General features: G+C 72.8%; 23 protein-coding genes. 8 read left to right on the top strand and 15 right to left on the bottom strand.

The window, feature by feature from the left end; translation table 11 throughout:
- Positions 1-58 precede the first annotated feature (58 nt).
- The 3 genes from ACIRG6_RS23225 (at position 59) to ACIRG6_RS23215 (ending at position 2,458) form a co-directional block, all read left to right on the top strand.
- Entirely contained in the window at positions 59-1,234 is a 1,176-nt protein-coding gene (locus ACIRG6_RS23225; RefSeq protein WP_364818998.1) for an MFS transporter, read from the top strand.
- Positions 1,235-1,308: 74 nt separating this feature from the next.
- Complete coding sequence (locus ACIRG6_RS23220) at positions 1,309-2,064, top strand: maleylpyruvate isomerase family mycothiol-dependent enzyme (RefSeq protein WP_403324378.1); 756 nt, start codon at positions 1,309-1,311, stop codon at positions 2,062-2,064.
- Positions 2,065-2,173: 109 nt separating this feature from the next.
- Positions 2,174-2,458: a DUF6332 family protein gene (locus tag ACIRG6_RS23215; RefSeq protein ID WP_364678676.1), complete on the top strand. Its 285-nt coding sequence runs from the start codon at positions 2,174-2,176 to the stop codon at positions 2,456-2,458.
- On the opposite strand, the gene ACIRG6_RS23210 is transcribed toward ACIRG6_RS23215, so the two are convergent.
- The 3 genes from ACIRG6_RS23210 to ACIRG6_RS23200 all read right to left on the bottom strand — a co-directional run bounded on the left by ACIRG6_RS23210 (position 2,419) and on the right by ACIRG6_RS23200 (position 6,035).
- A complete protein-coding gene (locus ACIRG6_RS23210) occupies positions 2,419-3,084 on the bottom strand; it encodes a response regulator transcription factor (RefSeq protein ID WP_364678672.1) in 666 nt (221 codons plus the stop codon). The genes ACIRG6_RS23215 and ACIRG6_RS23210 overlap by 40 nt on opposite strands.
- Positions 3,081-4,319, bottom strand: coding sequence for a sensor histidine kinase (locus ACIRG6_RS23205; protein ID WP_403324375.1), 1,239 nt, complete (start codon positions 4,317-4,319; stop codon positions 3,081-3,083). The genes ACIRG6_RS23210 and ACIRG6_RS23205 overlap by 4 nt, the downstream gene beginning before the upstream one ends.
- A 474-nt stretch (positions 4,320-4,793) precedes the next feature.
- The gene (locus ACIRG6_RS23200) at positions 4,794-6,035 is read right to left on the bottom strand and encodes a geranylgeranyl reductase family protein (protein WP_350717829.1); all 1,242 of its coding nucleotides are present in this window, start codon (positions 6,033-6,035) and stop codon (positions 4,794-4,796) included.
- A gap of 228 nt (positions 6,036-6,263) precedes the next feature.
- On the opposite strand from ACIRG6_RS23200, the gene ACIRG6_RS23195 reads away from it, so the two are divergent.
- Positions 6,264-7,619 carry a dipeptidase gene (locus ACIRG6_RS23195; protein ID WP_403324373.1) on the top strand — a complete coding sequence of 452 codons (1,356 nt, stop codon included), beginning with the start codon at positions 6,264-6,266 and terminating at the stop codon, positions 7,617-7,619.
- Between the two features lie 114 nt (positions 7,620-7,733).
- Here the strand turns inward: ACIRG6_RS23195 and ACIRG6_RS23190 are convergent, their stop codons facing one another.
- The gene (locus ACIRG6_RS23190; RefSeq protein WP_364678662.1) at positions 7,734-8,774 is read right to left on the bottom strand and encodes an NUDIX hydrolase; all 1,041 of its coding nucleotides are present in this window, start codon (positions 8,772-8,774) and stop codon (positions 7,734-7,736) included.
- A gap of 142 nt (positions 8,775-8,916) precedes the next feature.
- Positions 8,917-9,114: a hypothetical protein gene (locus tag ACIRG6_RS23185; protein ID WP_239767005.1), complete on the bottom strand. Its 198-nt coding sequence runs from the start codon at positions 9,112-9,114 to the stop codon at positions 8,917-8,919.
- A gap of 220 nt (positions 9,115-9,334) precedes the next feature.
- Here ACIRG6_RS23185 and ACIRG6_RS23180 point away from each other — a divergent pair, with 220 nt between their 5' ends.
- Positions 9,335-11,365 carry an NPCBM/NEW2 domain-containing protein gene (locus ACIRG6_RS23180; RefSeq protein WP_403324369.1) on the top strand — a complete coding sequence of 677 codons (2,031 nt, stop codon included), beginning with the start codon at positions 9,335-9,337 and terminating at the stop codon, positions 11,363-11,365.
- A 15-nt stretch (positions 11,366-11,380) separates the two neighbouring features.
- Here ACIRG6_RS23180 and ACIRG6_RS23175 read toward each other — a convergent pair whose 3' ends face one another.
- A complete protein-coding gene (locus ACIRG6_RS23175; protein ID WP_403324366.1) occupies positions 11,381-12,334 on the bottom strand; it encodes an ROK family protein in 954 nt (317 codons plus the stop codon).
- A gap of 213 nt (positions 12,335-12,547) precedes the next feature.
- Here ACIRG6_RS23175 and ACIRG6_RS23170 point away from each other — a divergent pair, with 213 nt between their 5' ends.
- On the top strand, positions 12,548-13,624 hold the full coding sequence (locus ACIRG6_RS23170) for a LacI family DNA-binding transcriptional regulator (protein ID WP_239767002.1): 1,077 nt from the start codon (positions 12,548-12,550) through the stop codon (positions 13,622-13,624).
- Positions 13,625-13,781: 157 nt separating this feature from the next.
- Positions 13,782-14,555: a hypothetical protein gene (locus ACIRG6_RS23165; protein WP_364678744.1), complete on the top strand. Its 774-nt coding sequence runs from the start codon at positions 13,782-13,784 to the stop codon at positions 14,553-14,555.
- Here the strand turns inward: ACIRG6_RS23165 and ACIRG6_RS23160 are convergent.
- The 5 genes from ACIRG6_RS23160 to ACIRG6_RS23140 form a co-directional block, all read right to left on the bottom strand.
- Entirely contained in the window at positions 14,536-15,834 is a 1,299-nt protein-coding gene (locus ACIRG6_RS23160) for a DUF6986 family protein (protein WP_403324363.1), read from the bottom strand. The two genes, ACIRG6_RS23165 and ACIRG6_RS23160, sit on opposite strands and share 20 nt — an antisense overlap.
- Before the next feature lie 184 nt (positions 15,835-16,018).
- The gene (locus ACIRG6_RS23155; RefSeq protein ID WP_225630263.1) at positions 16,019-16,981 is read right to left on the bottom strand and encodes an electron transfer flavoprotein subunit alpha/FixB family protein; all 963 of its coding nucleotides are present in this window, start codon (positions 16,979-16,981) and stop codon (positions 16,019-16,021) included.
- 55 nt (positions 16,982-17,036) lie between these two features.
- Positions 17,037-17,825: an electron transfer flavoprotein subunit beta/FixA family protein gene (locus ACIRG6_RS23150; RefSeq protein WP_350717813.1), complete on the bottom strand. Its 789-nt coding sequence runs from the start codon at positions 17,823-17,825 to the stop codon at positions 17,037-17,039.
- Positions 17,826-18,064: 239 nt separating this feature from the next.
- Entirely contained in the window at positions 18,065-18,577 is a 513-nt protein-coding gene (locus tag ACIRG6_RS23145) for a flavin reductase family protein (protein WP_364678650.1), read from the bottom strand.
- 146 nt (positions 18,578-18,723) lie between these two features.
- Positions 18,724-19,104, bottom strand: a complete 381-nt coding sequence (locus tag ACIRG6_RS23140; RefSeq protein WP_350717809.1) for a TlpA family protein disulfide reductase — start codon at positions 19,102-19,104, stop codon at positions 18,724-18,726.
- Between the two features lie 255 nt (positions 19,105-19,359).
- Here ACIRG6_RS23140 and ACIRG6_RS23135 point away from each other — a divergent pair, with 255 nt between their 5' ends.
- Positions 19,360-20,088: a lysophospholipid acyltransferase family protein gene (locus ACIRG6_RS23135; RefSeq protein ID WP_350717807.1), complete on the top strand. Its 729-nt coding sequence runs from the start codon at positions 19,360-19,362 to the stop codon at positions 20,086-20,088.
- A 10-nt stretch (positions 20,089-20,098) separates the two neighbouring features.
- Here the strand turns inward: ACIRG6_RS23135 and ACIRG6_RS23130 are convergent, their stop codons facing one another.
- The 4 genes from ACIRG6_RS23130 to ACIRG6_RS23115 form a co-directional block, all read right to left on the bottom strand.
- A complete protein-coding gene (locus tag ACIRG6_RS23130; RefSeq protein ID WP_403324359.1) occupies positions 20,099-20,671 on the bottom strand; it encodes a transglutaminase-like domain-containing protein in 573 nt (190 codons plus the stop codon).
- 86 nt (positions 20,672-20,757) lie between these two features.
- A complete protein-coding gene (locus tag ACIRG6_RS23125; RefSeq protein WP_189231344.1) occupies positions 20,758-21,828 on the bottom strand; it encodes a threonine aldolase family protein in 1,071 nt (356 codons plus the stop codon).
- Positions 21,825-22,571, bottom strand: coding sequence for an SDR family NAD(P)-dependent oxidoreductase (locus ACIRG6_RS23120; RefSeq protein ID WP_239766991.1), 747 nt, complete (start codon positions 22,569-22,571; stop codon positions 21,825-21,827). Before ACIRG6_RS23120 ends, ACIRG6_RS23125 begins: the two co-directional genes overlap by 4 nt.
- Before the next feature lie 44 nt (positions 22,572-22,615).
- Complete coding sequence (locus ACIRG6_RS23115) at positions 22,616-24,013, bottom strand: DUF6421 family protein (RefSeq protein ID WP_318217452.1); 1,398 nt, start codon at positions 24,011-24,013, stop codon at positions 22,616-22,618.
- Between the last annotated feature and the right edge of the window lie 217 nt (positions 24,014-24,230).

Genomic DNA, 24,230 nt, shown 5'->3' with positions numbered 1-24,230 from the left:
CCCGCGCCTAGCCTGCTGTTTTGTGCCGCAAATAAACAAAGCCCGCTCGCACAGTGCCGTGCCGGGCCCCCGCAGCGACCTCACCCGCCTCCGTACCGCCCTGACCGCGTTCTTCGCCCTCGACGGCTTCGTCTTCGCGGGCTGGGTCGTGCGGATCCCCGCCATCAAGGAGCAGACCGGCGCCTCCGCCAGCGCGCTCGGGCTGGCCCTGCTCGGTGTCTCGGCGGGCGCCGTGGTCACCATGACCCTCACCGGACGGCTGTGCCGCCGCTACGGCAGCCATCCCGTCACCGTCGCCTGCGCGGTCCTGCTCTGCCTCAGCATCGCGCTGCCCCCGCTGACCCACTCCGCGCTCGCCCTCGGTGCCGTGCTGCTGGTGTTCGGCAGCGCGTACGGCGGGATCAACGTCGCCTTCAACAGCGCCGCCGTCGATCTGGTGGCCGTGCTGCGGCGCCCGATCATGCCGAGCTTCCACGCCGCGTTCAGCCTGGGCGGCATGATCGGCGCCGGGCTCGGCGGGCTCGTCGCCGGGTCGCTGTCGCCGACCGAGCATCTGCTCGGCCTCACCGTGACCGGCCTGCTGGTCACCCTGGTCGCGGGCCGCTCCCTGCTGCGCTGCGAACCCGCCGTGCCGCCGGACCGCACGCCGCACCGGGACGACAGCGCCCCCCGACGGATGGACGGCCGTACGCGCCGCCTGGTCGTCACCTTCGGCCTGATCGCGCTGTGCACGGCGTACGGCGAGGGGGCCATGGCCGACTGGGGCGCCCTGCACCTGGAGCAGGACCTCGACGCCTCGCCGGGCCTGGCGGCGGCCGGGTACTCGTGCTTCGCGCTCGCCATGACCGTGGGCCGGCTGACCGGCACCACGTTGCTGGAGCGCCTGGGCCGGACGCCCACGGTGGTGGCCGGCGGCGGCGTCGCCGTGGCCGGGATGCTGCTCGGCTCGCTCGCGCCCTCCGTGTGGGCGGCGCTGTTCGGCTTCGCGATCACCGGCCTCGGGCTCGCCAACCTCTTCCCGGTCGCGGTGGAACGGGCCGGCGCGCTGGGCGGCCCCGGCGGCGTGGCGACCGCGTCCACGCTCGGCTACGGCGGCATGCTGCTCGGGCCGCCCGCGATCGGCTTCATGGCCGACTGGTTCTCGCTGCCGGCCGCGCTCACCAGCGTCGCGGTGCTGGCGGCCGTGGCGGTGCTCATCACGATCGTGACCCGGCGCGCGGCGGCCTCGCCCTGACCGGTTCCGGCACCGCGCGCACCGGGCGACGGTGGCCTCCCCTGGAGCGCCCTCCATCGTGCACACTCTCCGCCATGGAGATCGTCACGTTCGTCGAGACACTGGACCGCGAGGGCGGGCTGCTGGCCGCCGCCGCGGAGAAGGCGGGGACCGGCGCCGATGTGCCGACCTGCCCCGGCTGGCAGGTGCGGGACCTGCTGCGGCACACCGGGATGGTGCACCGCTGGGCGGCCGCGTTCGTCGCCGAGGGGCACACCTCGTACCACCCCGACGGCGGGCTGCCCGACCTGGACGGCGATCAGCTCCTGGCCTGGTTCCGCGAGGGGCACCGGGAGCTCGTCACCACCCTCGCCACCGCCCCGCCCGACGTGCGCTGCTGGCACTTCATGCCCGCGCCCTCACCGCTGGCGTTCTGGGCCCGGCGGCAGGCGCACGAGACGGCCGTGCACCGGCTCGACGCCGAGTCGGCCCGGGACGGCGGCCCGGCCGCCGGCGCCCCGTCCGGCATCGGCACGGACTTCGCCGTGGACGGCATCGACGAGCTGCTGTGCGCGTTCCACGCCCGCCCCAAGAGCGCGGTGCGCACCGAGGAGCCCCGCACGCTGCGGGTACGGGCGACGGACGTCCCCGGCGCCGTGTGGACCGTACGGCTGTCGGCCGAACCGCCCGTCGCGCACCGCACCGACACCGGCACCGTCGACTGCGAACTCACCGGTGTCGCCTCGGAGTTGTACGTGGCGCTGTGGAACCGCCGGCCGTTGCCGGACGTGAGCGGCGACCGGGCCCTGGCCGCGCTGTGGCGCGAGAAGTCGGGCGTCACCTGGAACTGAGCGGCCCCGTACCGCTGCCCGGGCGCCCGTGTCCGAGCGCGCCGCGCGGCGACCCCGCCCGGCTCGCGCCGCGCTTGCCGTGCCGGACACGGGAACGCAGACTGCCGGTATGAGCAGTAACGGGGGACGCCGCACGCAGGGCGAGCGGGATGCGATGACCGTCGAGATCGGATACGCGCTGTGCAGCGCGGCGTTCGCGGCGGCGGTGCTGTTCGGGGCCCTGGTGGGGCCGGCCTACGTCTTCGGCCTGTCGTCCGGTGTGCGGAGCGGACTGGTCGGCACGGGGACGGTGCTGGCCGTCGTGGTGTTCGTCGCCCGGGTGGTGAGCGTGCTGGTGCGGTTCGGGCGCGGGGATCAGCCCAGCCAGCCCGGCCGTACCAGCCCCGACTCGTAGGCGAGGACGACGAGTTGGGCACGGTCGCGGACGCCCAGCTTGACCATGGTGCGGCTGACGTGGGTCTTGGCGGTGAGGGGGCTGACGACCAGGCGGCGGGCGATCTCCTCGTTGGACAGGCCGATGCCGACCAGGGCCATCACCTCCCGTTCCCGCTCGGTGAGGTGGGACAGCGCGTCGGCGGCGGCGGGTTCCTTGGAGCGTGCCGCGAACTCGGCGATCAGGCGGCGGGTCACCCCGGGCGAGAGCAGCGCGTCCCCGGCGACCACCGCCCTTACGGCGCGCAGGAGTTCGTCGGGCTCGGTGTCCTTGACCAGGAACCCGGAGGCGCCCGAGCGGATGGCCTCGAAGACGTACTCGTCGAGCTCGAAGGTGGTGAGCATGACCACCTTCACGTCCCTCAGCCCCTCGTCGCCGGTGATCCGGCGGGTGGCGGCCAGGCCGTCGAGGGCGGGCATGCGGATGTCCATCAGGACGACGTCGGGGCGCAGTTCGCGGATCGCGCGCACCGCCTGCTCGCCGTCGGCGGCCTCACCGGCCACCTCGATGTCCGGCTGAGCGTCCAGCAGGGCCCGGAAGCCTGCCCGGACCAGTGCCTGGTCGTCGGCGAGCAGTACGCGGATCACCGGCCCTCCTCCTCGGCGTGCCGCACGGTGAGCGGCAGGGACGCGAGCACCCGGAAGCCGCCGTCGGGGCGCGGGCCCGCCTCGATGGTGCCACCGAGTGCCGCCGCCCGCTCCCGCATTCCGGCCAGCCCGTTGCCGCTGCCGCCGGCCTCGGCGCCGGTCGCGGGTCCGTCGTCGTCGATGCGCAGCCGCAGGGTGCCGCCGTCCCGGGCGAGGTGGACGCGGGCGCGACGCGAACCCGAGTGCCGTACGACGTTGGTGAGGGCTTCCTGGACGATCCGGAACGCGGCGAGGTCGGTGCCGGGCGGCAGGCGCGGCGGCTCCCCCTCGACCTCCACGGTGAGGCCGGCGCTCGCCGCCTGGTCCACCAGCTCGGGCAGCCGGTCCAGGCCGGGGGCCGGCGCGCGCGGCGCGTCTCCGGGGGCGCGGAGGGTGTCGAGGACCTGACGGACCTCGCCGAGCGCCTCCTTGCTCTTGTCCTTGATGGTGGTGAGCGCGGTGCGGGCCTGCTCGGGGTCGCTGTCCAGGAGGGCGAGACCGACGCCCGCCTGCACGTTGATGACGGAGATGCTGTGGGCGAGGACGTCGTGCAGTTCGCGGGCGATCCGCAGCCGCTCCTGGTCCGCGCGCCGCTTGGCGGCCTGGGCCCGTTCGGCCCGCTCCCGCGCCCACTGCTCGCGCCGGATCCGGGCCGGCTCGGCCAGGGCGACGATCGCCACCACCCAGGTGGCGATCACCAGTTCCTGTCCCCAGGACGCGGCGGAGTCGCCGGACGGCGGCAGCCACCGGTAGAGCCAGTGGGCCAGCAGGGCGTGCCCGGCCCACAGCGCGGCCATCGCCGCCCAGGCGGCTCCGCGGTGCCCGGCGACGACGGCGCTGAAGCAGGCCACGGCTACGGCGAGGAAGACCGGCCCGTACGGGTATCCGGCGCCCAGGTAGACCAGGGTGGTGGCGGCCGTGCCGGACACGACGGCCACGGGGTGGCGCCGCCGGGCCAGCAGGGCGAGGCCGGTCACGAGCAGCAGGACGCGGCCGAAGGGGTCGAGCGGGGTCCGTTCCCCCTCCTGGGCGTGGGCGGCGAAGTTCGAGCCGACCAGCACGAACGCCGTGATCAGCGCCGTGGAGAGCCAGGGCAGGCGGGGGCCGCGCTCCTCGCCGCCCCGGTCGCTGCGCCACGGGGGTCCGTAGCGCCACCACAGCGGTGGCCCGCCCCCGTGCTCGTGCTGTCCGTCCATGCCCGCCACGCTAGACGCCGCGCACACCGAGCGGCGTCACCCGCGCGTGGTGATCGCACGTACTCCCGGGGAAGTACGACGGCGGACGGAGATGCGGGGGCGTGGCCGCGGGCTCGGCAGGCCCGGAGCCACGTCCGCGGCGACGGCCGTCGACGATGCGGAGGCGGGTCTGCGGCTCGGCGAGCCCCCGAAGATCCGCCCCCGGCCCGCCCGAGCGACCGGCCCGCACACCTACAGCGCGCGCCCTGTGACGGCAGGCGCCACCCTCTCCCCAGGCCCCGCCTACCACCCGGCATTTCGGGCCTAGGACAGAATCCACCATCCCAGGTGGCCGTCGGCGATCCCGAAGCCCGGCCATCACTCGACGAGCCCGGGGCCCGCCCCCGGCCCGCACACCTACATCGCGCGCGCCCTGTGACCGCAGGCGCCACCCTCCCCACGCCCCCACCGACCACCCGGCGTTCCGGGTCGAGGTCAGGATCCGGTCTCGCCGGCCGCGGGCTCCGTGTTGCGTCGGTCCACGGCCGACAGGGCCCGCTGCGCCAGCGGATGGCTGCGGACCAGCTCGCCCAGCGACGTCGAGCCCTGGGTGATGTCCCGGAACGCCCTCCAGGCCGGCCGGAATCCGGTCAGCGCCGCGTGGAAGAGACCAGGCCGGCGCTCGAAGATCGCCAGCATCCGCTTGCCGACGCTCATCTCGACGCCCAGCCCGGCCTTGACGGCGAACGCGTAGTTCAGGGCCTGCTTGCGCGCGTCCACGGCGTCGTGCGCCTCCGCGATCCGCACCGCCCACTCCCCCGCGAGCCGCCCCGAGCGCAGCGCGAACGAGATGCCCTCGCGCGTCCACGGTTCCAGGAGCCCCGCCGCGTCCCCGCACACCAGCACCCGGCCCCGGGACAGCGGCGAGTCGTCGGCGCGGCAGCGGGTCAAGTGGCCGGAGGAGATGCTCGGTTCGAAGCCGGCGAGACCGAGCCGCCCGACGAAGTCCTCCAGGTAGCGCTTGGTCGCCGCACCCTCACCGCGCGCCGAGATCACACCGACGGTGAGCGTGTCCCCCTTGGGGAAGACCCAGCCGTAACTGCCCGGCAGCGGTCCCCAGTCGATGAGGACCCGGCCCTTCCAGTCGTCGGCGACCGTCTCGGGCACCGGGATCTCCACCTCCAGGCCGAGGTCGACCTGGTCGAGCTTCACCCCGACGTGCGCGCCTATCCGGCTGGCGCTGCCGTCCGCGCCGACGACGGCCCGCGCGAGCACCGTCTCGCCGCCCTGGAGGACGACGGCGACCGTCCGCCGGTCGGGTACCGCCGACCCGTGCTGCTCGACCCGCGTCACCGTCGCCCCGGTGCGCAGCTCGGCGCCCGCCTTCTGGGCGTGCTCGACGAGTTGCTGGTCGAATTCCGGCCGGTTGATCAGACCGAACAGCATCTGCTTGGAGCGCCGGGTCCGGGTGAAGCGGCCGTTGTGGGAGAACGTCACCGCGTGCACGCGGTCCCGGAAGGGCAGGTCGAAGCCGGGGGGCAGGGTGTCGCGCGAGGGGCCGATGATGCCGCCGCCGCACGTCTTGTAGCGGGGCAGCTCAGCCTTCTCCAGCAGCAGCACGCGGCGCCCCGCGACCGCCGCCGCGTAGGCGGCCGAGGCCCCCGCCGGTCCCGCGCCCACCACGACGACGTCCCAGACCTGACGCGTGTCGTCCGCCGAAGAGTTCTCGCTGCTCACGATGGTCTACTGCTCCGATCAAACCGCATGCCGCACCTGACCCCCGCATCCTACGGCGGGCATCGCCGCAGGCCACTGTGGGAGGATCGGCGGCGGACGCCGCCCGCACACCGGGAGGTGTCCGCACCCGCACGATCACCCGTACACAGCGGTACGCGCGCGGGCACTGCCGGCAGCGCCCGCCCACGTACTCATCGGTACAACGTCGCACCTACAAGGAGCGTGCCCATGTCGTCGAATCCGGTCGCCGAGACCGTGTCCTCGCTGATGCCCGGGGCGAAGGAGGAGCTCACCGCGCTGGTGGCCTTCAAGTCGGTGGCGGACTTCGACCAGTTCCCGCGCAGCGAGAGCGTGGGCGCCGCCAACTGGATAGCGTCCGCGCTGCGCGCCGAGGGCTTCGAGGACGTGGCCCTGCTCGACACGCCGGACGGCACCCAGTCGGTGTACGGCTGCCTGCCCGGCCCCGAGGGCGCCAGGACCGTGCTGCTCTACGCCCACTACGACGTGCAGCCGCCGCTGGACGAGGCGGGCTGGGACACGCCGCCGTTCGAGCTGACCGAGCGCGACGGCCGCTGGTACGGGCGCGGTGCCGCCGACTGCAAGGGCGGCGTGCTGATGCACCTGCTCGCGCTGCGCGCGCTGAAGGCGAACGGCGGCGTGCCGGTGCATGTCAAGGTGATCGCCGAGGGCTCCGAGGAGCAGGGCACGGGCGGTCTGGAGCGGTACGCCGAGACGCACCCGGAGCTGCTGGCGGCGGACACCATCGTCATCGGCGACGCGGGCAACTTCCGGGTCGGCCTGCCGACGGTCACCTCGACGCTGCGCGGCATGACGCTGGTCCGCGTGAAGGTCGACACGCTCGAGGGCAACCTGCACTCCGGCCAGTTCGGCGGCGCGGCCCCCGACGCGCTGGCCGCGCTGATCCGCGTACTGGACTCGCTGCGCGCCGAGGACGGTTCGACGACCGTCGACGGTCTGGCGGCGGACAGCGAGTGGGACGGGCTGGCGTACGACGAGGAGCAGTTCCGCCGGGACGCCCGGGTGCTGGACGGTGTGGGACTGATCGGCTCCGGCTCGGTCGCCGACCGCATCTGGGCGCGCCCCGCCGTGACCGTGCTCGGCATCGACTGCCCGCCGGTGGTCGGCGCGACCCCGTCGGTGCAGGCGAGCGCCCGGGCGCTGGTGAGCCTGCGGGTACCGCCGGGCGTGGACGCCGTCGAGGCCACCAAACTGCTCCAGGCCCATCTGGAGACGCGCACGCCGTGGGGCGCGCGGGTGCAGGTCGAACAGATCGGCCAGGGCCAGGCGTTCCGCGCCGACACCACCAGCCCGGCGTACCAGGCGATGGCGGACGCGATGGCGGTGGCGTACCCGGGCCAGGAGATGCAGTACGCCGGCCAGGGCGGCTCCATCCCGCTGTGCAACACCCTCGCGGCGCTCTACCCGGAGGCGGAGATCCTGCTGATCGGCCTGAACGAGCCGGAGGCGCAGATCCACGCCGTGAACGAGAGCGTGTCCCCCGAAGAGCTGGAGCGGATGTCGGTGGCGGAGGCGCTGTTCCTGCGGAACTACGCGGCGAGCTGAACGCCCCACCCGTACGCGCTCCGCGGGACGCCGGACGGCCCACGTCACGGGACGCGGACCGTCCCGGCGGTCGTCCCGGGCAGGCGCCGCGGACGTACGCTCCGGCCGGCCGTGTCAGCCGACCGGTGTGCCCGCCTCCAGGTACAGCGCCGCCCCGCGTTCCCGGGCCCGCAGGGCCCAGCGCAGCCGCTCGTAGCGGACCGGGGGCAGCAGGGCGGCGGCCTCGTCCTCGCTGACGAAGCGCCAGTCGCGCAGTTCGGGTCCGGGCAGCAGCACCCGGTCCGCCTCCGCCGCGTCGAGCCGGCCGCCGTCGAAGAGCAGGCGCAGCCCGCCGTAGCCGGGGGGCGCGGGCGCTTCCCAGTCGACGACCAGCAGGGCGGGCACCTCGTCGAGGCGGATGCCGGTCTCCTCGGCGACCTCGCGCATTCCGGCGCGGGCGGGTGCCTCGCCGGGTTCGACGACGCCGCCGGGGAACTCCCAGCCGGGCTTGTAGGTGGGGTCGACGAGCAGCACCCGGTCCTGCTCGTCGAAGAGGAGGACGCCGGCGGCCAGGGTCTCGGCGGTCGGCTCGGGGGTCTGCACGATGTCACAGGCGGGCACCGCCCCGGCACCGACGGCCTCGGCGATGCGGGCGGCGGTCTCGAACGGGGTGAGGCCGCTCGTGTCGACCGGATGGGCGTCGGCCGTCAGCCAGGAGGCGAGGGCGGTCCGGTACGGCTCGATGTGGTCGTACGACCACTGCCGTGCGCGTATCTCCCCGTCCGCGACGTCGGGCACCTCGCGGGCCGCTATCCGCTCCCGCAGGATCGTTTCCGCCGGAGCCAGCAGGACGTGCCGGACCGCTATCCGGCGGGCGGCGAGACCGCCGAAGATCTCGTCGCGGTAGTCCTGGCGCAACAGGGTCATGGGGACCACGAGGGTCCCGCCGAGTTCGCCGAGCATCGCGGCCGCCGTGTCGATCACGAGGCGGCGCCAGATCGGCAGGTCCTGGAAGTCGCCCGCTTCGGCGAGGCGTTTGGGAGGCAGCAGGTGCGCGAGTGCCGCGCCGATGACCTCGGGGTCGAAGAGCGTGCTGTTCGGGATCAGTTCGATCAGTTCCCGTGCGGTGGTGGTCTTCCCCGCACCGAACGCGCCGTTGATCCAGACGACGGTCACAGGTCCCCCTCTTGTCTTGGCCCCCTGTGGCTTGCCCGCTCCACCCTGCCACGGAAACCAGGCCCAGTTGAGGGCGTACGACAGCGGCGCCGGTGCCCACCGGACGAGGGGCACCGGCGCCGCGCGGTCCGCGTGTGGCGAGTCAGGCGCCCCGCACCGGGCCGCCCTGGTCCAGGGGCAGGCCCTCGCTGTCGACGGCCTGCCGGACGGTGCCGAGCGTGTCGTCCACGTCGAGGTGGTGGAGCGGGAGGGCGTCCGGGGCGGCGTGGGACGGACTGACGGCCGCGACGACGAAACCGGTGGCCAGGGAGGCGATGGCAAGCATGCTGCGCTTCTTCATGCCTGCTTCAACTGCGTGACCGGTCCGGGGTCACGGCCGGCGCCCGTACGGCCCACGAGCAGGATCGAATCACCATCACCCACCCTCTTCCAACAAAGCCCGACACGTCCTAACGTAAACGCTCAGTGATGACGTGCACATGTCGCAAGAGGCCCGTGTCCCCTCGCGCCCGTGCCGCGTTCACCCGTCGTTCCAACCGCCGCACATCCGGAGGAACGTAATGAGACGTCACCTTTCCCCCCGCTCCACCCGCAGATCCCTGGCCGGGGCGCTCGTCACCGGGCTGCTGTGCGCGGCGGGACTCGCCGCCCCCGCGGCCGCCGCGGAGCCGACCGCCCGGGAACAGCCGGCGCCCGCCCCGGACGACGGGCTCGCCCTCACCCCGCCCATGGGCTTCAACAACTGGAACTCCACCCACTGCCGTGCCGAGTTCAACGAGGCGATGGTCAAGGGCATCGCGGACATCTTCGTCGAGAAGGGCCTCAAGGACGCCGGGTACGAGTACGTCAACCTCGACGACTGCTGGGCGCTGCCGCAGCGGGGCGCCGACGGCAAGCTCGTGCCGGACCCGGTGCGCTTCCCCAACGGCATCGCCGCGGTCGCCGACTACGTGCACGCCAGGGGCCTCAAGCTCGGCATCTACACCAGCGCGGGCACCAGGACGTGCGACAGCACCGGCATGCCCGGCGCGCTGGGCCACGAGTACAGCGACGCACGGCAGTTCGCCGACTGGGGCGTGGACTACCTCAAGTACGACAACTGCAACAACCAGGGCCTGGACGCCGTGCAGCGGTACACCACCATGCGGGACGCCCTGAAGGCCACCGGCCGGCCCATCGTCTACAGCATCTGCGAGTGGGGCCAGAACAAGCCCTGGGAATGGGCGGGCGGCCTCGGCCACCTGTGGCGGACCACCGGCGACATCAGCGACAACTGGGGCTCGATGCTGTCGATCCTGAAGAAGAACCTCCCGCTCGCCCCGTACGCCGGCCCCGGCAACTGGAACGACCCGGACATGCTGGAGGTCGGCAACGGCGGCATGACCGGCACCGAGTACCGCACCCACTTCTCGATGTGGTCCGTCATGGCGGCCCCGCTCCTCATCGGCACCGACCTGCGCCACGCGTCCGACGAGACCCTCGAGATCCTCGGCAACCGGGAGGTCATCGCGGTCGACCAGGATCCGCTGGGCAGGCAGGGCACCGTGATCTCCTCCGAAGGCGGCCGCTGGGTGGTCGCCAAGGAGATGCGGGACGGCAGCCGTGCGGTGGCGCTGTTCAACGAGTCCGACAGCCCGCAGCGGATCACCACCAGCGCCGGGGCCGTCGGCCTCCCGGACGCCCCCGCCTACACCCTGCGCGACCTGTGGCAGCACCAGAGCTACCACACCGCGGGCACCCTGTCGGCCACCGTCCCCGCCCACGGCACGGTCCTCCTGCGGGTCCGGACCGACCGCGGCTGGGCACAGCATCCGCCCGCCGTCGAACTCGGCCTGGAGGGCGGCACGCTGGTGGAGGCGGGCACCCCCGCCCCGCTGACCACCACGGTCACCGACCTCGGCCGGACCCCGGCACACCGGGTGTCCGTGGCCGTGCGCGGCCCCGAGGGCTGGCGGGTGCGGGCCACCTCACCGGCGGACGCCGCCGTCCTGCCCGCGGGCCGCTCGCTGCGCACCACGTGGACCCTCACCGCTCCCGCAGGCACGCCCCCGGGGTCGTACGACCTCACCGTCGAGGTGAGTCACCGTTCCCCGGCCGGCGCGCGCGTCGGGACGGTGCTGCCGGTGACGGCGTCCGTGGTGGTACCGCCGCCCGCCGGGACGTCCGGGCTCGGCGACCTGCCGTGGCTGTCGGCCACCAACGGCTGGGGCCCGGCCGAGCGCAACACCAGCAACGGTGAGAGCGCCGCGGGCGACGGCAACCCGATCACCATCGGCGGCGTGGTGTACGACGCCGGGCTCGGCGTGCACGCGGCGAGCAGCATCGCCTACTACACGGGCGGGGACTGCGAGAAGGTCACCGCCGAGGTCGGCGTGGACGACGAGAAGGGCGCCAAGGGAACCGTCGCCTTCCAGATCTGGGCGGACGGCACCGAGGTGGCCTCGACCGGGGTCCTCACCAACGCGATGCCGGCCCAGCCGATCACCGCGGACGTGACCGGCGCCGAGGTGGTGCGGCTCGTCGTCACCGACGGCGGCGACAGCACCGACTCGGACCACGCCGACTGGGCGCAGGCCCGGCTGAGCTGCTGACCCGCGGTCGACGTGTCAGACCCCCGCCGCGGTCACGCCCGCCGTCCTGGTGAGCGCGGCCGCGGCGGCCCCGACCAGTCCCGCGTCCGTGCCCATCCGCGCGGGCACGACCGCCAGGCGCTGCACGAAGGACAGCGTCGCGTAGTCGGTCAGGGCCTTGCGCAGCGGCCCGAAGAGTACCTCTCCCGCCTTGCCCACACCCCCGCCGACCACGGCGATGTCGATCTCCACGAGGGTGGCGGTGGCGGCGATACCGGCGGCCAGCGCCTGTGCCGCCCGTTCGAAGGAGGCCACGGCGACGGGGTCGCCCAGGCGGGCGGCGGCGGCCACCGCGGCGGCGGACGTGTCGCCGTCCGGCCCCGGACGCCAGCCGTCGGCGAGGGCGCGCCGCGCGATGTTGGGACCGCTCGCCACCCGCTCCACACAGCCGCGCGAGCCGCACGGGCACGGGTCGCCGTCCAGGTCCACGCTGATGTGCCCGATGTGCCCGGCGTTGCCGGTGGGGCCGGGGTGGAGCGCCCCGTTCAGGACCAGACCGCCGCCGACGCCCGTCGAGACGACCATGCACAGCGCGTTGTCGTGCCCCCGGGCCGCGCCCTGCCAGTGTTCGGCCGCCGTGATCGCCACTCCGTCGCCGGTCAGCTCGACCGGCAGGCCATCGGCGGCGGCGCGGACCCGCCGGACCAGGGGGAAGTCGCGCCAGCCGGGCACGTTGACCGGGCTGACCGTGCCCGCGGAGGCGTCCACGGGTCCGGCGCTGCCGATACCGACGGCCGTGGCCCGTCCCCACAGCGGCGACGCGGTGAGCTCCGCGAGCACCGCGTCCACGGCCCGCATCACGGTCTCGCCGTCCTCCTGGGCGGGCGTCGCACGCTGCGCACGGGCCTGGATCCGGCCGTGGCCGTCCACCAGCGCCCCGGCGATCTTGGTACCGCCGATGTCCAGCGCTGCCACGAGGTCGGTGTGCATCAGAGTCGGATCTCCCCGTCAACCGAAAGAAAATGGAGGAACACGAGCGTGAGCAGCAGGCCGGCCACGCGGTGCGGGCGCGGACCGAAGAGTGCGATGGACAGTGTCTCCCGCATCTGACAACGTTGTCCAGGCTCTATGCTCGACGCCACATCCTCATACAAGCGGATGAGCGCCGCATCCCCCGTGGACGACAGGAGCCGACGCAAGCCCGTGGACGACAGGACAGGACACCGCACCGTGCCCGACACGCCCCGCCGCGCAGACCGGCTTCCCGGGAGCCGCTACGGCAACCGCCCCACCATGAAGGACGTCGCCGCCCGCGCGGGCGTCGGGCTGAAGACCGTCTCCCGGGTGGTCAACGGCGAACCGGGCGTCACCCCGGAGACCGAACGGCGCGTCCAGGAGGCCATCGACGCGCTCGGCTTCCGCCGCAACGACAGCGCGCGGGTGCTCCGCAAGGGCCGTACGGCGAGCATCGGGCTGGTGCTGGAGGATCTCGCGGACCCGTTCTACGGCCCGCTGAGCCGTGCGGTGGAGGAGGTGGCCCGCGCCCACGGAGCCCTGCTGATCAACGGCTCCAGCGCGGAGGACCCGGACCGCGAGCAGGAGTTGGTGCTGGCGCTGTGCGCGCGGCGCGTGGACGGGCTGCTGGTGATTCCGGCCGGGGACGACCACCGGTATCTGGAGCCCGAGCTCAAGGCCGGTGTCGCCACGGTGTTCGTCGACCGTCCGGCGGGGCGGATCGACGCGGACGTGGTGGTGTCCGACAACTTCGGCGGCGCCCGTGACGGCGTGGCCCACCTGATCGCGCACGGGCACCGCAGGATCGGCTTCATCGGCGACATGCCCCGCATCCACACCGCCGCCGAGCGGCTGCGCGGTTACCGGGCCGCCATGGAGGACGCGGGCATACCGGTGAAGGACTCCTGGATGTCGCTGGGCGTCACCGACCCCGAGCGGGTGCGCCGGGCCGCCGAGGAGATGCTCACCGGCCCGCACCCGGTGACCGCGATCTTCACGGGCAACAACCGGGTGACGGTCACCGTGATCCGCGTCCTCGCCGAGCACACCCGGCGCGTCGCCCTCGTCGGCTTCGACGACATCGAGCTCGCCGACCTGCTGCGGCCGGGCGTCACCGTGGTCGCCCAGGACGCTGCGGCCCTCGGACGCACGGCGGCCGAGCGGCTCTTCAGGCAACTGGACGGCACCCTCCTCGCCCCCGAGCGCATCGAACTGCCGACCCGGCTGGTCACCCGCGGCTCGGGCGAACTGCCACCGGCGGACTGAGCGGCCCGTGGACGACGTGGAGGACGCCGGGGAACGGGCGGGGAAGGAAGCCGGGCCGGCCGAGGCCCGTCAGCGGGCGGGAGCCTCCGCGACGACCGGGGACGGCCGTGCGCGGGCCGACGGGAACGGTGCGGACCGGACGCTCACGGCGCTCGGGCTGGCCGAGGCGCCGCGGGAGCATCCGCTGCTGTATCCGGGGGCGTGGCCGCGGGAGTCCGGTCTGCTCGACGGCGACCGGCTGCTGCCGCTGGAGCTGCTGGTGCACGAGGACCGCGCACCGGTACTGGCGATCGGCTCGAACGCCAGCCCGGGCCAGCTGCGGCACAAGATGACCGAGTTCGGGATCGCGTCACCGATCCCGATGGTCAAGGCCCGGATCACCGGCGTCGACATCGGCGTGTCCGCCCATGTGAGCCGCATGGGCTACGTGTCCGCGTCGCCGGTCCGCGCCCCGGGCGTCGTACGGGAGCTGTTCGTGCTCTGGCTCGACGCCGAGCAGCTCGCCGTGATCGACGCGAGCGAGGGCGTGCCGATGGCGGCCGGGAACTTCGACCGCGTCTGGCTGCCCGCGCCCGACGTCCGCGTGGAGCCGGCCGACGGCACGGTGCTGCGCGGCGTGTACGCGTACGTGAACCGGCACGGGGTCCTGCACGACGGCGCCGGGGCGCCCCGCCGGCACCCCGGCGAGCAGCGCCCCCTCCTCACGGAGCTGCTGCGCGGGTCGGCCCGGCTGCGCGAGCTGTTCGGGGCGACGCCCGAGGAGTTCTGCGCGCGGGCGCGGGCCGACCGGCGGCTGTGCGAACGCGGGACGCGGCTGTTCGCCGAGGAGCGGCGGGTGACGGCGTCCGGCCTGGAGCGCTACGTGGACTCCGGCCGGACGGACGGACCGCTTCCCGGGACTCGGCCGCCGCCTACTGCGCCGATGCCGTGAGGTCGCCGCGCCGGGGCGCGGAGAAGCCCTCCAGGTCGGCGCGGGTCAGGCCGGTCAGCCGGGCGACCTCTCCCGTGTCGAGGGCGCCGCAGTCCAGGCCGCGCAGCAGGTAGCCGCTGAGGGCCTTGGCGGTGGCGGGCTCGTCCATGACGTCGCCGCCGGCGTGGTTGGCGTAGCGGGCGAGGCGGCCGGCGGCCTGTTCGAAGCCCTCGCGGTAGAAGGCGAAGACCGCCGCGTACCGGGTGGGGATGTGGCCGGGGTGCATGTCCCAGCCCTGGTAGTAGGCGCGGGCCAGCGCGCGGCGGGTCAGCCCGAAGTGCAGGCGCCACGCGTCGTGGACCTTCTCCGTGGAACCGACCGGCAGGACGTTGGTGGAGCCGTCCGAGACCCGGACGCCGGTGCCGGCGGCGGCGACCTGCATGACCGCCTTGGCGTGGTCGGCGGCCGGGTGGTCGCTGGCCTGGTAGGCGGCGGAGACGCCGAGGCAGGCGCTGTAGTCGAAGGTGCCGTAGTGCAGTCCGGTGGCGCGGCCCTCGGCGGCCTGGATCATGCGGGCGACGGCGGCGGTGCCGTCGGCGGCCAGGATGGACTGGCTGGTCTCGATCTGGATCTCGAAGCCGATCCGGCCGGGCTCCAGGCCACGGGCCTTCTCGAAGGCCTCCAGGAGCCGCACCATGGCGGTGACCTGTTCGGGGTACGTCACCTTCGGCAGGGTGAGGACCAGCCCGTCGGGCAGGCCGCCGGCCTCCATCAGGCCGCTGAGGAAGACGTCGAGCGTGCGGATGCCCCGGGCGCGCACGGGGGCCTCCATGCACTTCATGCGGATGCCCATGTACGGGGCCGCCGTGCCCTGGTCGTAGGCCTCGGCGACGAGCCGGGCCGCGCGGGCCGCGGCTTCGTCCTCCTCGGCGTCGGACCGGTTGCCGTAGCCGTCCTCGAAGTCGATGCGCAGGTCCTCGATCGGCTCCCGCTCCAGCTTGGCGCGCACCCGGGAGTACACGGGCTCGGCGAGTTCGTCGGACAGGCCGAGGACGGCGGCGAAGGACGCGGCGTCGGGGGCGTGCTCGTCGAGCGCGGCGAGCGCCCGGTCGCCCCAGGAGCGGATCGTGTCGGCGGCGAAGGCGTCACCGGGTACGTAGACGGTGTGGACGGGCTGCCGGGTGCCCGGGTCCCCGGGGTAGCGGCGCTCCAGCTCCGCGTCGACCGGTGCGAGGGAGGCACTGATCTCCTCGCCGACGGCGCCCGCGAGACTCGTTGCCACCTTCTCCTGCTGACCCATCCCACACTCTCCTATTTTCCGCTGAACGGAATCAATAATCCGTAGAGCGAAGTTATCTGCCGCCTCTGCCCCGGTCAACCGCCCCCCGGGGCCCGCCCGGCGGCCCCCACCATCCTGCGCACACGACGAGGCCCCCGCGACCAGGGGCGGTCGCGGGGGCCTCGGCCTCATGCGAGGCGGATGCTCAGCCCTTGCGGGACTTCACTTCCTCGGTGAGCTGCGGGACGACGTCGAAGAGGTCGCCGACGACGCCGTAGTCGACCAGGTCGAAGATCGGGGCCTCGGCGTCCTTGTTGACCGCCACGATCGTCTTCGAGGTCTGCATGCCCGCGCGGTGCTGGATCGCGCCGGAGATGCCGTTGGCGATGTACAGCTGCGGCGACACGGACTTGCCGGTCTGGCCGACCTGGTTGGTGTGCGGGTACCAGCCCGCGTCCACCGCGGCGCGCGAGGCACCGACGGCCGCACCGAGCGAGTCGGCGAGCGCCTCGATGATCGCGAAGTTCTCCGCGCCGTTGACGCCACGGCCACCGGAGACCACGATCGCGGCCTCGGTCAGCTCCGGACGGCCGGTCGACTCACGCGGCGTGCGGGAGGTGACCTTGGTGCCGGTCGCGGCGTCGGAGAAGGTGACCGACAGGGCCTCGACCGCACCGGCGGCCGGGGCCGCCTCGACGGCCGCGCTGTTCGGCTTGACGGTGATGACCGGGGTGCCCTTGGAGACGCGGGACTTGGTGGTGAACGCGGCGGCGAACACCGACTGGGTCGCCACCGGACCCTCGTCGCCGGCCTCCAGGTCGACGGCGTCGGTGATGATGCCGGAGCCCAGGCGCAGGGCCAGACGGGCGGCGATCTCCTTGCCCTCGGCGGAGGACGGCACGAGCACGGCGGCCGGGGAGACGGCGGCGACGGCGGCCTGGAGGGCGTCGACCTTCGGTACGACCAGGTAGTCGGCGTACTCGGCGGCCTCGTGGGTGAGGACCTTGACCGCGCCGTGCTCGGCGAGGGCGGCGGCGGTGTCACCGGCACCGTTGCCCAGGGCGACGGCGACGGGCTCGCCGACGCGGCGGGCGAGGGTCAGCAGTTCCAGGGTGGGCTTGCGGACGGCGCCGTCCACGTGGTCGACGTAGACGAGAACTTCAGCCATGGGACTTCTTCTCTCCTGCTTGCGAGATGTGAGGGGCGGTCGGCGAATCCGGGGCTCAGATGAACTTCTGGCCCGCGAGGAACTCGGCGAGCTGCTTGCCGCCCTCGCCCTCGTCCTTGACGATGGTGCCCGCGGTGCGCGCCGGACGCTGGGCCGCCGACTCGACGACCGTGTAGGCGTTCTCGAGACCGACCTCGTCCTCGTCGATGTCGAGGTCGGACAGGTCCCAGGACTCCACCGGCTTCTTCTTGGCCGCCATGATGCCCTTGAAGGACGGGTAACGGGCCTCGCCGGACTGGTCGGTCACCGACACGACCGCCGGCAGCGACGCCTCCAGCTGCTCCGTGGCGGAGTCACCGTCACGGCGGCCCTTCACGACACCGTCCTCGACGGAGACCTCGGACAGCAGCGTCACCTGCGGCACACCCAGACGCTCGGCGACCAGCGCGGGGACGACGCCCATGGTGCCGTCGGTGGAGGCCATGCCGGAGACGACCAGGTCGTAGCCGGCCTTCTCGATCGCCTTGGCCAGAACCAGGGAGGTGCCGATGGCGTCGGTACCGTGCAGGTCGTCGTCCTCGACGTGGATCGCCTTGTCCGCGCCCATGGACAGCGCCTTGCGCAGCGCGTCCTTCGCGTCCTCCGGGCCCACCGTCAGGACGGTGATCTCCACGTCGTCGTCCGAGTTCTCCGAGATCTGCAGAGCCTGCTCGACCGCGTACTCGTCCAGCTCGGAGAGCAGACCGTCCACATCGTCACGGTCGACGGTCAGGTCATCGGCGAAGTGCCGGTCGCCGGTGGCGTCGGGCACGTACTTCACAGTGACAACGATCCTCAAGCTCACGCCGGCTCTCCTACTGCATCGTCATTTCAGTGCTGCCTGCTTGCAGGCAGCATAGGCGCCTCAAGCGGCCGATTCCGGTCGGGGCGACCCGCGCTTCCATCCGGAACATTACTCGTCAGTACACCCAGTTCTTTCCCGCTAAGCAAGCGCTTTGAACTGTGACCTTCGCAACGCAGCGTAACCGGAACTCGACCGTTCCGCAGAAGGAGCGGACGGAGGCAGACGGAGCCCGGGAGGCCTCAGTCGCGCAGGCCGCCGAAGCGTCCCTGGTGGTACAGCAGCGGGCTGCCGGTGCCCGAGGGGTCGCCGAGAAGTACCTCGGCCAGCACGATGCGATGGTCTCCGGCCGGGACGCGGCCGACGACCCGGCACACGAGCCAGGCGAGGACGTCGTCCAGCACGGGGACACCCTCGGGGCCCTCGCGCCAGACGGTGGGCGCGCCGAAGCGGTCGGCGCCGCTGCGGGCGAAGGTGGCGGCCAGCTCCTGCTGGTGCTCGCCGAGCAGGTGGACGCCGACGTACTCGGCCCCGGAGACCGTGGGCCAACTGGAGGAACCGGTGCCGATGCCGAAGGAGAGCAGCGGCGGCTCGGCGGAGACCGAGGTGAGGGAGGTGGCCGTGAAGCCGACCGGGCCCGCGTCGCCGCGCGCGGTGATCACCGCCACCCCCGCCGCGTGCCGCCGGAAGACGGACCGCAGGAGGTCACCGCCCGCGGCGGTCCGGGGCGCGGCGAGGTCGGGTGTGGCCGGCACGAGGGCTGTCCTTCCGCCGTGTGCCTCGGTCCGGGGAGGGGGGAGCGAAGGCATACGGGCAGGCTGTCGACGGTTGGCACACACAGTCAAATACGTCCCGGGATCTGGAAGCTGTGGAGAACGCCTCACCGGTGACGTGGTGATGATCACACCGCCTCCCCCAGGGCGGCGATCACGTCCGCCTTGCGCGGCAGGCCGGCGGCCCGCCGTACGACGCGGCCGTCGGCGTCGAGGACCAGCACGGTCGGGGTCTGGAGCACGTCCAGCGCGCGGACGAGTTCAAGCCGCGCCTCGGCGTCCAGCTCGACGTGGGCGACGCCGGGGACCATGCCGGCCACCTCGCCGAGGACCCTCCGGGTGGCCCGGCAGGGTGCGCAGAAGGCGCTGGAGAACTGCACGAGCGTGGCGCGCGCGCCCAGTTCCGCCCCCAGGTCGGCCGCGTCCAGACGCGGGCCGTCGCGCCGCTCGCCGTCGCTTCGCCCGCCCACTCGCACGTCTCCCGCTCCGCCGCCCTCGCGGCCTTTCATGGGCACGCCACGCGCGCGCCCCGGTCCGGTCGTGTTCACTTCCAGCGCCCGAGGGCGGGCGAAGATTCCCGGTTTACCGCCGGGTTTCGGCCATACGGCGGCAATGACGTGATGAGGATCTCGCCACGGCCGGGCACCGGGGCTGGTTCCCCGGCCGTTCTTGGGGCACGATCTCGACAAGCCGTAAACCTACGGCTGCGTAACTTTCGACTGGGAGTCCCCTTCCCAGCAGACAAGGAAGGGTCCGACCCGCCCATGGCAGAACTCGTCTACCGCCCGGTCATCGGTCTCGCCCGCACCATGTTCAAGGTGTGGGACCTCAAGATCGACTGCCGGGGGTCGGAGAACATCCCGCGCTCGGGCGGCGCAGTGCTGGTGAGCAACCACATCAGCTACCTGGACTTCATCTTCAACGGCCTGGCGGCACTTCCCCAGAAGCGGCTGGTCCGCTTCATGGCGAAGGAGTCGGTCTTCCGGCACCGGATCTCCGGTCCGCTGATGCGCGGGATGAAGCACATCCCGGTGGACCGCAAGCAGGGCGAGGCCGCCTACGCGCACGCCCTGGACTCGCTGCGGTCCGGCGAGATCATCGGGGTCTTCCCGGAGGCGACGATCTCCGAGTCGTTCACGCTCAAGACCTTCAAGTCGGGCGCCGCGCGCCTGGCCCAGGAGGCAGGCGTTCCGCTGGTGCCCATGGCGGTGTGGGGCACGCAGCGGCTGTGGACCAAGGGGCACCCCCGTAACTTCAAGCGCAGCCACACCCCCGTCACCATCCGGGTCGGCGAGCCGATGGAGGCTCCCCGCGACCAGTACGCGGGTGCCATCACCCGCCGTCTGCGCGAGCGCGTCCAGGAGCTCCTGGAGGCCGCCCAGCGCGCCTACCCGGTACGCCCCAGGGGCGCCGACGACACGTGGTGGATGCCGGCCCACCTCGGCGGCACGGCACCGACGCCCGAGCAGCTGCGCACGGCCGAGGCCCACTGAGCCGGGCGCGTCAGAGAGCGGCGGGCAGCGTCTCCCAAAGGTGCGCGCGGTCGGTGGCCGCCCGCAGAACGGCCAGCACGGTCGGATGCGGGGCCGCGTACAGCTCCGGACAGTCCGCCTCGCCCGCCTCACGGTCCGGCACGAAGGCCAGTTGCTCGCGCCCCAGGGAGAACCGGGCGTTCACCCCGGGCTTGTTGCCGCGCGGGTCCTGGCGGTGCCAGGACCCGTCGAACCGTACGGCGACGAGCCCGTGCACCACGTCGAAGCGCTGGTAGCACAGGGCGGTCGGGATGTCCTCGGCCCGCAGCAGCGCGGTCAGCGCGTGCGCCTTGGCGTAGCAGATGCCGGTGCGCTGCTCCAGGACGTCGGAGGCGCGCCAGGTGACGCGCGGGTCCCCGGCGTCCTGTGAGTGCGGGATGGTGTCGCGCACGAACTCGAACGCCAGTCGCGCATAGGCATACGAGTCCTCCGCCTCCTTCGCGAGGCGTCCGGCCACCTCCCGCACATACGGGTGGTCATGGTCGATGACCTCGTCGGCAGCCAAATAGGCGGACAGGTCTGGGGTTTCCTGGATGAGCTCCATGACGCCAGAGCATAGGAACGCGATCACCCGAGAGTCAATGACTTTTCAGGTGATCGCATACCTATGCATCGGCCGGGTGGCGTCCTCTAGCGGGCCATCTCCTCCTTGAGCGCGGCGACGAACGCGTCCACGTCGTCCTCCGTGGTGTCGAAGGCGCACATCCAGCGCACGTCGCCCGCGGCCTCGTCCCAGAAGTAGAAGCGGAACCGCTTCTGCAGGCGCTCGCTCACCTCGTGCGGCAGCCGGGCGAAGACGGCGTTGGCCTGCACGGGGTAGAGGATCTCCACGCCGTGCACGGCGCGTACGCCCTCGGCGAGACGCTGGGCCATCTCGTTGCCGTGCCGGGCGTTGCGCAGCCACAGGTCCTTGGCGAGCAGGGCCTCCAGCTGCACCGACACGAAGCGCATCTTCGAGGCGAGCTGCATCGACAGCTTGCGCAGGTGCTTCATGTGGCGCACGGCGTCCTGGTTGAGGACCACCACCGCCTCGCCGAACAGCGCGCCGTTCTTGGTGCCGCCGAGCGAGAGGAGGTCCACGCCGACCGCGTTGGTGAACGTCCGCATCGGGACGTCCAGGGAGGCGGCGGCGTTGGCTATCCGGGAGCCGTCCAGGTGCACCTTCATGCCGTGCGCGTGGGCGTGCTCGCAGATGGCCCGGATCTCGTCGGGCGTGTAGAGCGTGCCGAGTTCGGTGCTCTGGGTGATCGAGACGACCTGCGGCATCGCCCGGTGCTCGTCGTCCCAGCCGTACGCCTGCCGGTCGATCAGGTCGGGCGTGAGCTTCCCGTCGGGGGTGGGGACGGTGAGCAGCTTGAGGCCGCCCATGCGCTCGGGGGCGCCGCCCTCGTCGACGTTGATGTGCGCGCTCTCGGCGCAGATCACCGCGCCCCAGCGGTCGGTGACCGCCTGGAGCGCGACGACGTTGGCGCCGGTGCCGTTGAAGACCGGGAAGGCCTCGGCCGTCGGCCCGAAGTGGCTGCGGATCACCTGCTGGAGGTTCGCCGTGTAGTCGTCCTCGCCGTACGCGACCTGGTGCCCGCCGTTGGCCAGGGCCAGGGCGGCGAGCACCTCCGGGTGGGCGCCGGCGTAGTTGTCGCTGGCGAATCCGCGGACCCCGGGGTCGTGATGGCGACGGGCGTCGGTCTTCGGTGGGTTCACGGCTTCTCGGTCAGCCACAGACGGTTTCCGTTCACTTCCGCGGCGGGCTTCTCCCAGACTCCGGCGACCGCCTCGGCCAGGTCCTTGACGTCCGTGAAGCCCGCGAACTTCGCGTTGGGACGCTCGGCGCGCATCGCGTCGTGCACCAACGCCTTGACCACCAGGATCGCAGCCGCGGAGGTCGGCCCCTGCTCGCCCCCCGCCTTGCGGAAGTAGTCCGCCATGGCCAGCGTCCACGCCTCGGCGGCGGCCTTGGCGGCCGAGTACGCGGCGTTGCCCGCGGTCGGCTGCGACGCGCCCGCGGCGCTGATCAGCACGTAGCGGCCGCGGTCGCTGCGCTGGAGCGCCTCGTGGAACGCGAGGGAGGTGTGCTGAACGGTGCGCACCAGCAGCTTCTCCAAAAGGTCCCAGTCGCCGAGGTCCGTCTTGGTGAAGGTCTGGCTGCCGCGCCAGCCGCCGACGAGGTGGACCAGCCCGTCGACGTGGCCGAACTCCTTCTCGGTGCGGTCGGCCCAGGCCCTGGCGGAGTCCAGGTCGAGCAGGTCGACCGTCTCACCGGTGACCGTGGCGCCGCCGTGCGCGTAGCGCGCCGCGTCCACCGCCTCCGCCAGCCGCTCCGGGTCGTTGTCCGAGCCGACCACGGTCGCGCCCGCCTCGGCGAGCCGCAGCAGTGCGGCCCGTCCGGCGGGTCCGCCCGCTCCGGCCACCGCGATCACCGCGCCGTCGAGCGCCCCGTTCCCCATGATCCTCGCCTCCCGAGCCTGTTCCCGCGCGTCCGTGCCGTCGCTCACGCGGCGGCCCGCTCGGCGCCGTCCCTGGTGATGCCCCGGGTCGAGGCGATCACGCTCTTGAGCTTCTTGGCCAGTGCCTCGTAGAACATGCTCAGCGGAAACTCGTCCGGAAGCACGTCATCGACGAGTTTGCGCGGCGGCAGGGTCAGGTCCAGGGCGTCGGGGCCCTTGGCCCACTTCGAGCCCGGGTGCGGGGCGAGGTAGGTGGAGACCAGCTCGTACCCGGCGAACCAGTGCACGATCTTCGGGCGGTCGATGCCGTCGCGGTAGAGCGTCTCTATCTCGGCGCACAGCTGGTTGGTGACCTGCGGGGCGCGCTGCCAGTCGATGAAGAGCTTGTTGTCCGTCCAGCGGACGACGTCGTGCTTGTGCAGGTAGGCGAAGAGGAGCTGGCCGCCGAGACCGTCGTAGTTGCGCACGCGCTCGCCGGTGACCGGGAAGCGGAACATGCGGTCGAAGAGCACCGCGTACTGCACGTCACGGGCCTGCGGGACGCCGTCCGCCTCCAGCTTCACGGCCTCCCTGAAGGCGGTGAGGTCGCAGCGCAGCTCCTCCAGGCCGTACATCCAGAACGGCTGGCGCTGCTTGATCATGAAGGGGTCGAAGGGCAGGTCGCCGTGGCTGTGGGTGCGGTCGTGGACCATGTCCCACAGGACGAAGGCCTCCTCGCAGCGCTTCTGGTCGTGGACCATGGCGGCGATGTCCTCGGGCAGTTCGAGGCCGAGGATGTCGACGGCGGCGTCGGTGACGCGACGGAAGCGGGCGGCCTCGCGGTCGCAGAAGATGCCGCCCCAGGAGAAGCGTTCCGGTGCCTCGCGCACGGCGATGGTCTCCGGGAACAGCACGGCCGAGTTGGTGTCGTAGCCGGCCGTGAAGTCCTCGAAGGTGATGCCGCAGAACAGCGGGTTGTCGTAGCGGGTGCGCTCCAGTTCGGCCAGCCAGTCGGGCCAGACCATGCGCAGCACGACCGCCTCGAGGTTGCGGTCCGGGTTGCCGTTCTGCGTGTACATCGGGAAGACGACCAGGTGCTGGAGGCCGTCCGCGCGGTTCGCGGCGGGCTGGAAGGCCAGCAGCGAGTCGAGGAAGTCGGGCACCTGGAAACCGCCGTCGGCCCAACGGCCGAGGTCCTTCACCAGCGCCTCGTGGTAGGCGCTGTCGTGCGGCAGCAGCGGGGACAGCTCGCGCACGGCCTCGGCGACACGGGTCACGGCCTCCTCGGCGGCGGCGCGGTCCGGGGCGTCCTCGGCGTCGAAGTCGATCGACCCGTCCTTGGACTGCCATGGCCGGATCCGCTCCACGGCATCCTTGAGCACGGGCCACGCCGGGTGCTCCACCACCCTGCTCACCGGAGGAACCTTCTCCTCCGTACCCACCTGCACAAGAATTTCCGTCATGTCCCATCCTCCACAGGAGAAGCTTGCGTCAGGACACCGTAGGCATACGAGGTTTCTCCCAGCAAGGGGCACCCCCGTAAATTATCCTGCCCCACCCCGCTCATGACCGCATTTTTTCCTGCGGGGCACCACAGTCCGTATACCAGGCGCGGCAGAGGGGAAACGCTCCCGCAGGGCAGTTAGGCTGCCGCCCTGCCATCGCCGACGTCGACGGAAG

The sequence above is a fragment of the Streptomyces flaveolus genome (assembly GCF_044765825.1).
In the GTDB taxonomy this organism is placed as follows: domain Bacteria; phylum Actinomycetota; class Actinomycetes; order Streptomycetales; family Streptomycetaceae; genus Streptomyces; species Streptomyces flaveolus.
This window is presented reverse-complemented; position numbering and strand designations above follow the sequence as displayed.

Bases quoted from the DNA above. Each gene is read 5' to 3' on its own strand.
- ACIRG6_RS23215 (WP_364678676.1), top strand. From the start codon at position 2,174: ATGAGCAGTAACGGGGGACGCCGCACGCAGGGCGAGCGGGATGCGATG.
- ACIRG6_RS23220 (WP_403324378.1), top strand. From the start codon at position 1,309: ATGGAGATCGTCACGTTCGTCGAGACACTGGACCGCGAGGGCGGGCTG.
- ACIRG6_RS23195 (WP_403324373.1), top strand. From the start codon at position 6,264: ATGTCGTCGAATCCGGTCGCCGAGACCGTGTCCTCGCTGATGCCCGGG.
- ACIRG6_RS23155 (WP_225630263.1), bottom strand. From the start codon at position 16,981: ATGGCTGAAGTTCTCGTCTACGTCGACCACGTGGACGGCGCCGTCCGC.
- ACIRG6_RS23175 (WP_403324366.1), bottom strand. From the start codon at position 12,334: ATGCACACCGACCTCGTGGCAGCGCTGGACATCGGCGGTACCAAGATC.
- ACIRG6_RS23160 (WP_403324363.1), bottom strand. From the start codon at position 15,834: ATGGGTCAGCAGGAGAAGGTGGCAACGAGTCTCGCGGGCGCCGTCGGC.
- ACIRG6_RS23140 (WP_350717809.1), bottom strand. From the start codon at position 19,104: ATGAAAGGCCGCGAGGGCGGCGGAGCGGGAGACGTGCGAGTGGGCGGG.
- ACIRG6_RS23180 (WP_403324369.1), top strand. From the start codon at position 9,335: ATGAGACGTCACCTTTCCCCCCGCTCCACCCGCAGATCCCTGGCCGGG.
- ACIRG6_RS23130 (WP_403324359.1), bottom strand. From the start codon at position 20,671: ATGGAGCTCATCCAGGAAACCCCAGACCTGTCCGCCTATTTGGCTGCC.
- ACIRG6_RS23185 (WP_239767005.1), bottom strand. From the start codon at position 9,114: ATGAAGAAGCGCAGCATGCTTGCCATCGCCTCCCTGGCCACCGGTTTC.
- ACIRG6_RS23120 (WP_239766991.1), bottom strand. From the start codon at position 22,571: ATGGGGAACGGGGCGCTCGACGGCGCGGTGATCGCGGTGGCCGGAGCG.
- ACIRG6_RS23135 (WP_350717807.1), top strand. From the start codon at position 19,360: ATGGCAGAACTCGTCTACCGCCCGGTCATCGGTCTCGCCCGCACCATG.
- ACIRG6_RS23205 (WP_403324375.1), bottom strand. From the start codon at position 4,319: ATGGACGGACAGCACGAGCACGGGGGCGGGCCACCGCTGTGGTGGCGC.
- ACIRG6_RS23115 (WP_318217452.1), bottom strand. From the start codon at position 24,013: ATGACGGAAATTCTTGTGCAGGTGGGTACGGAGGAGAAGGTTCCTCCG.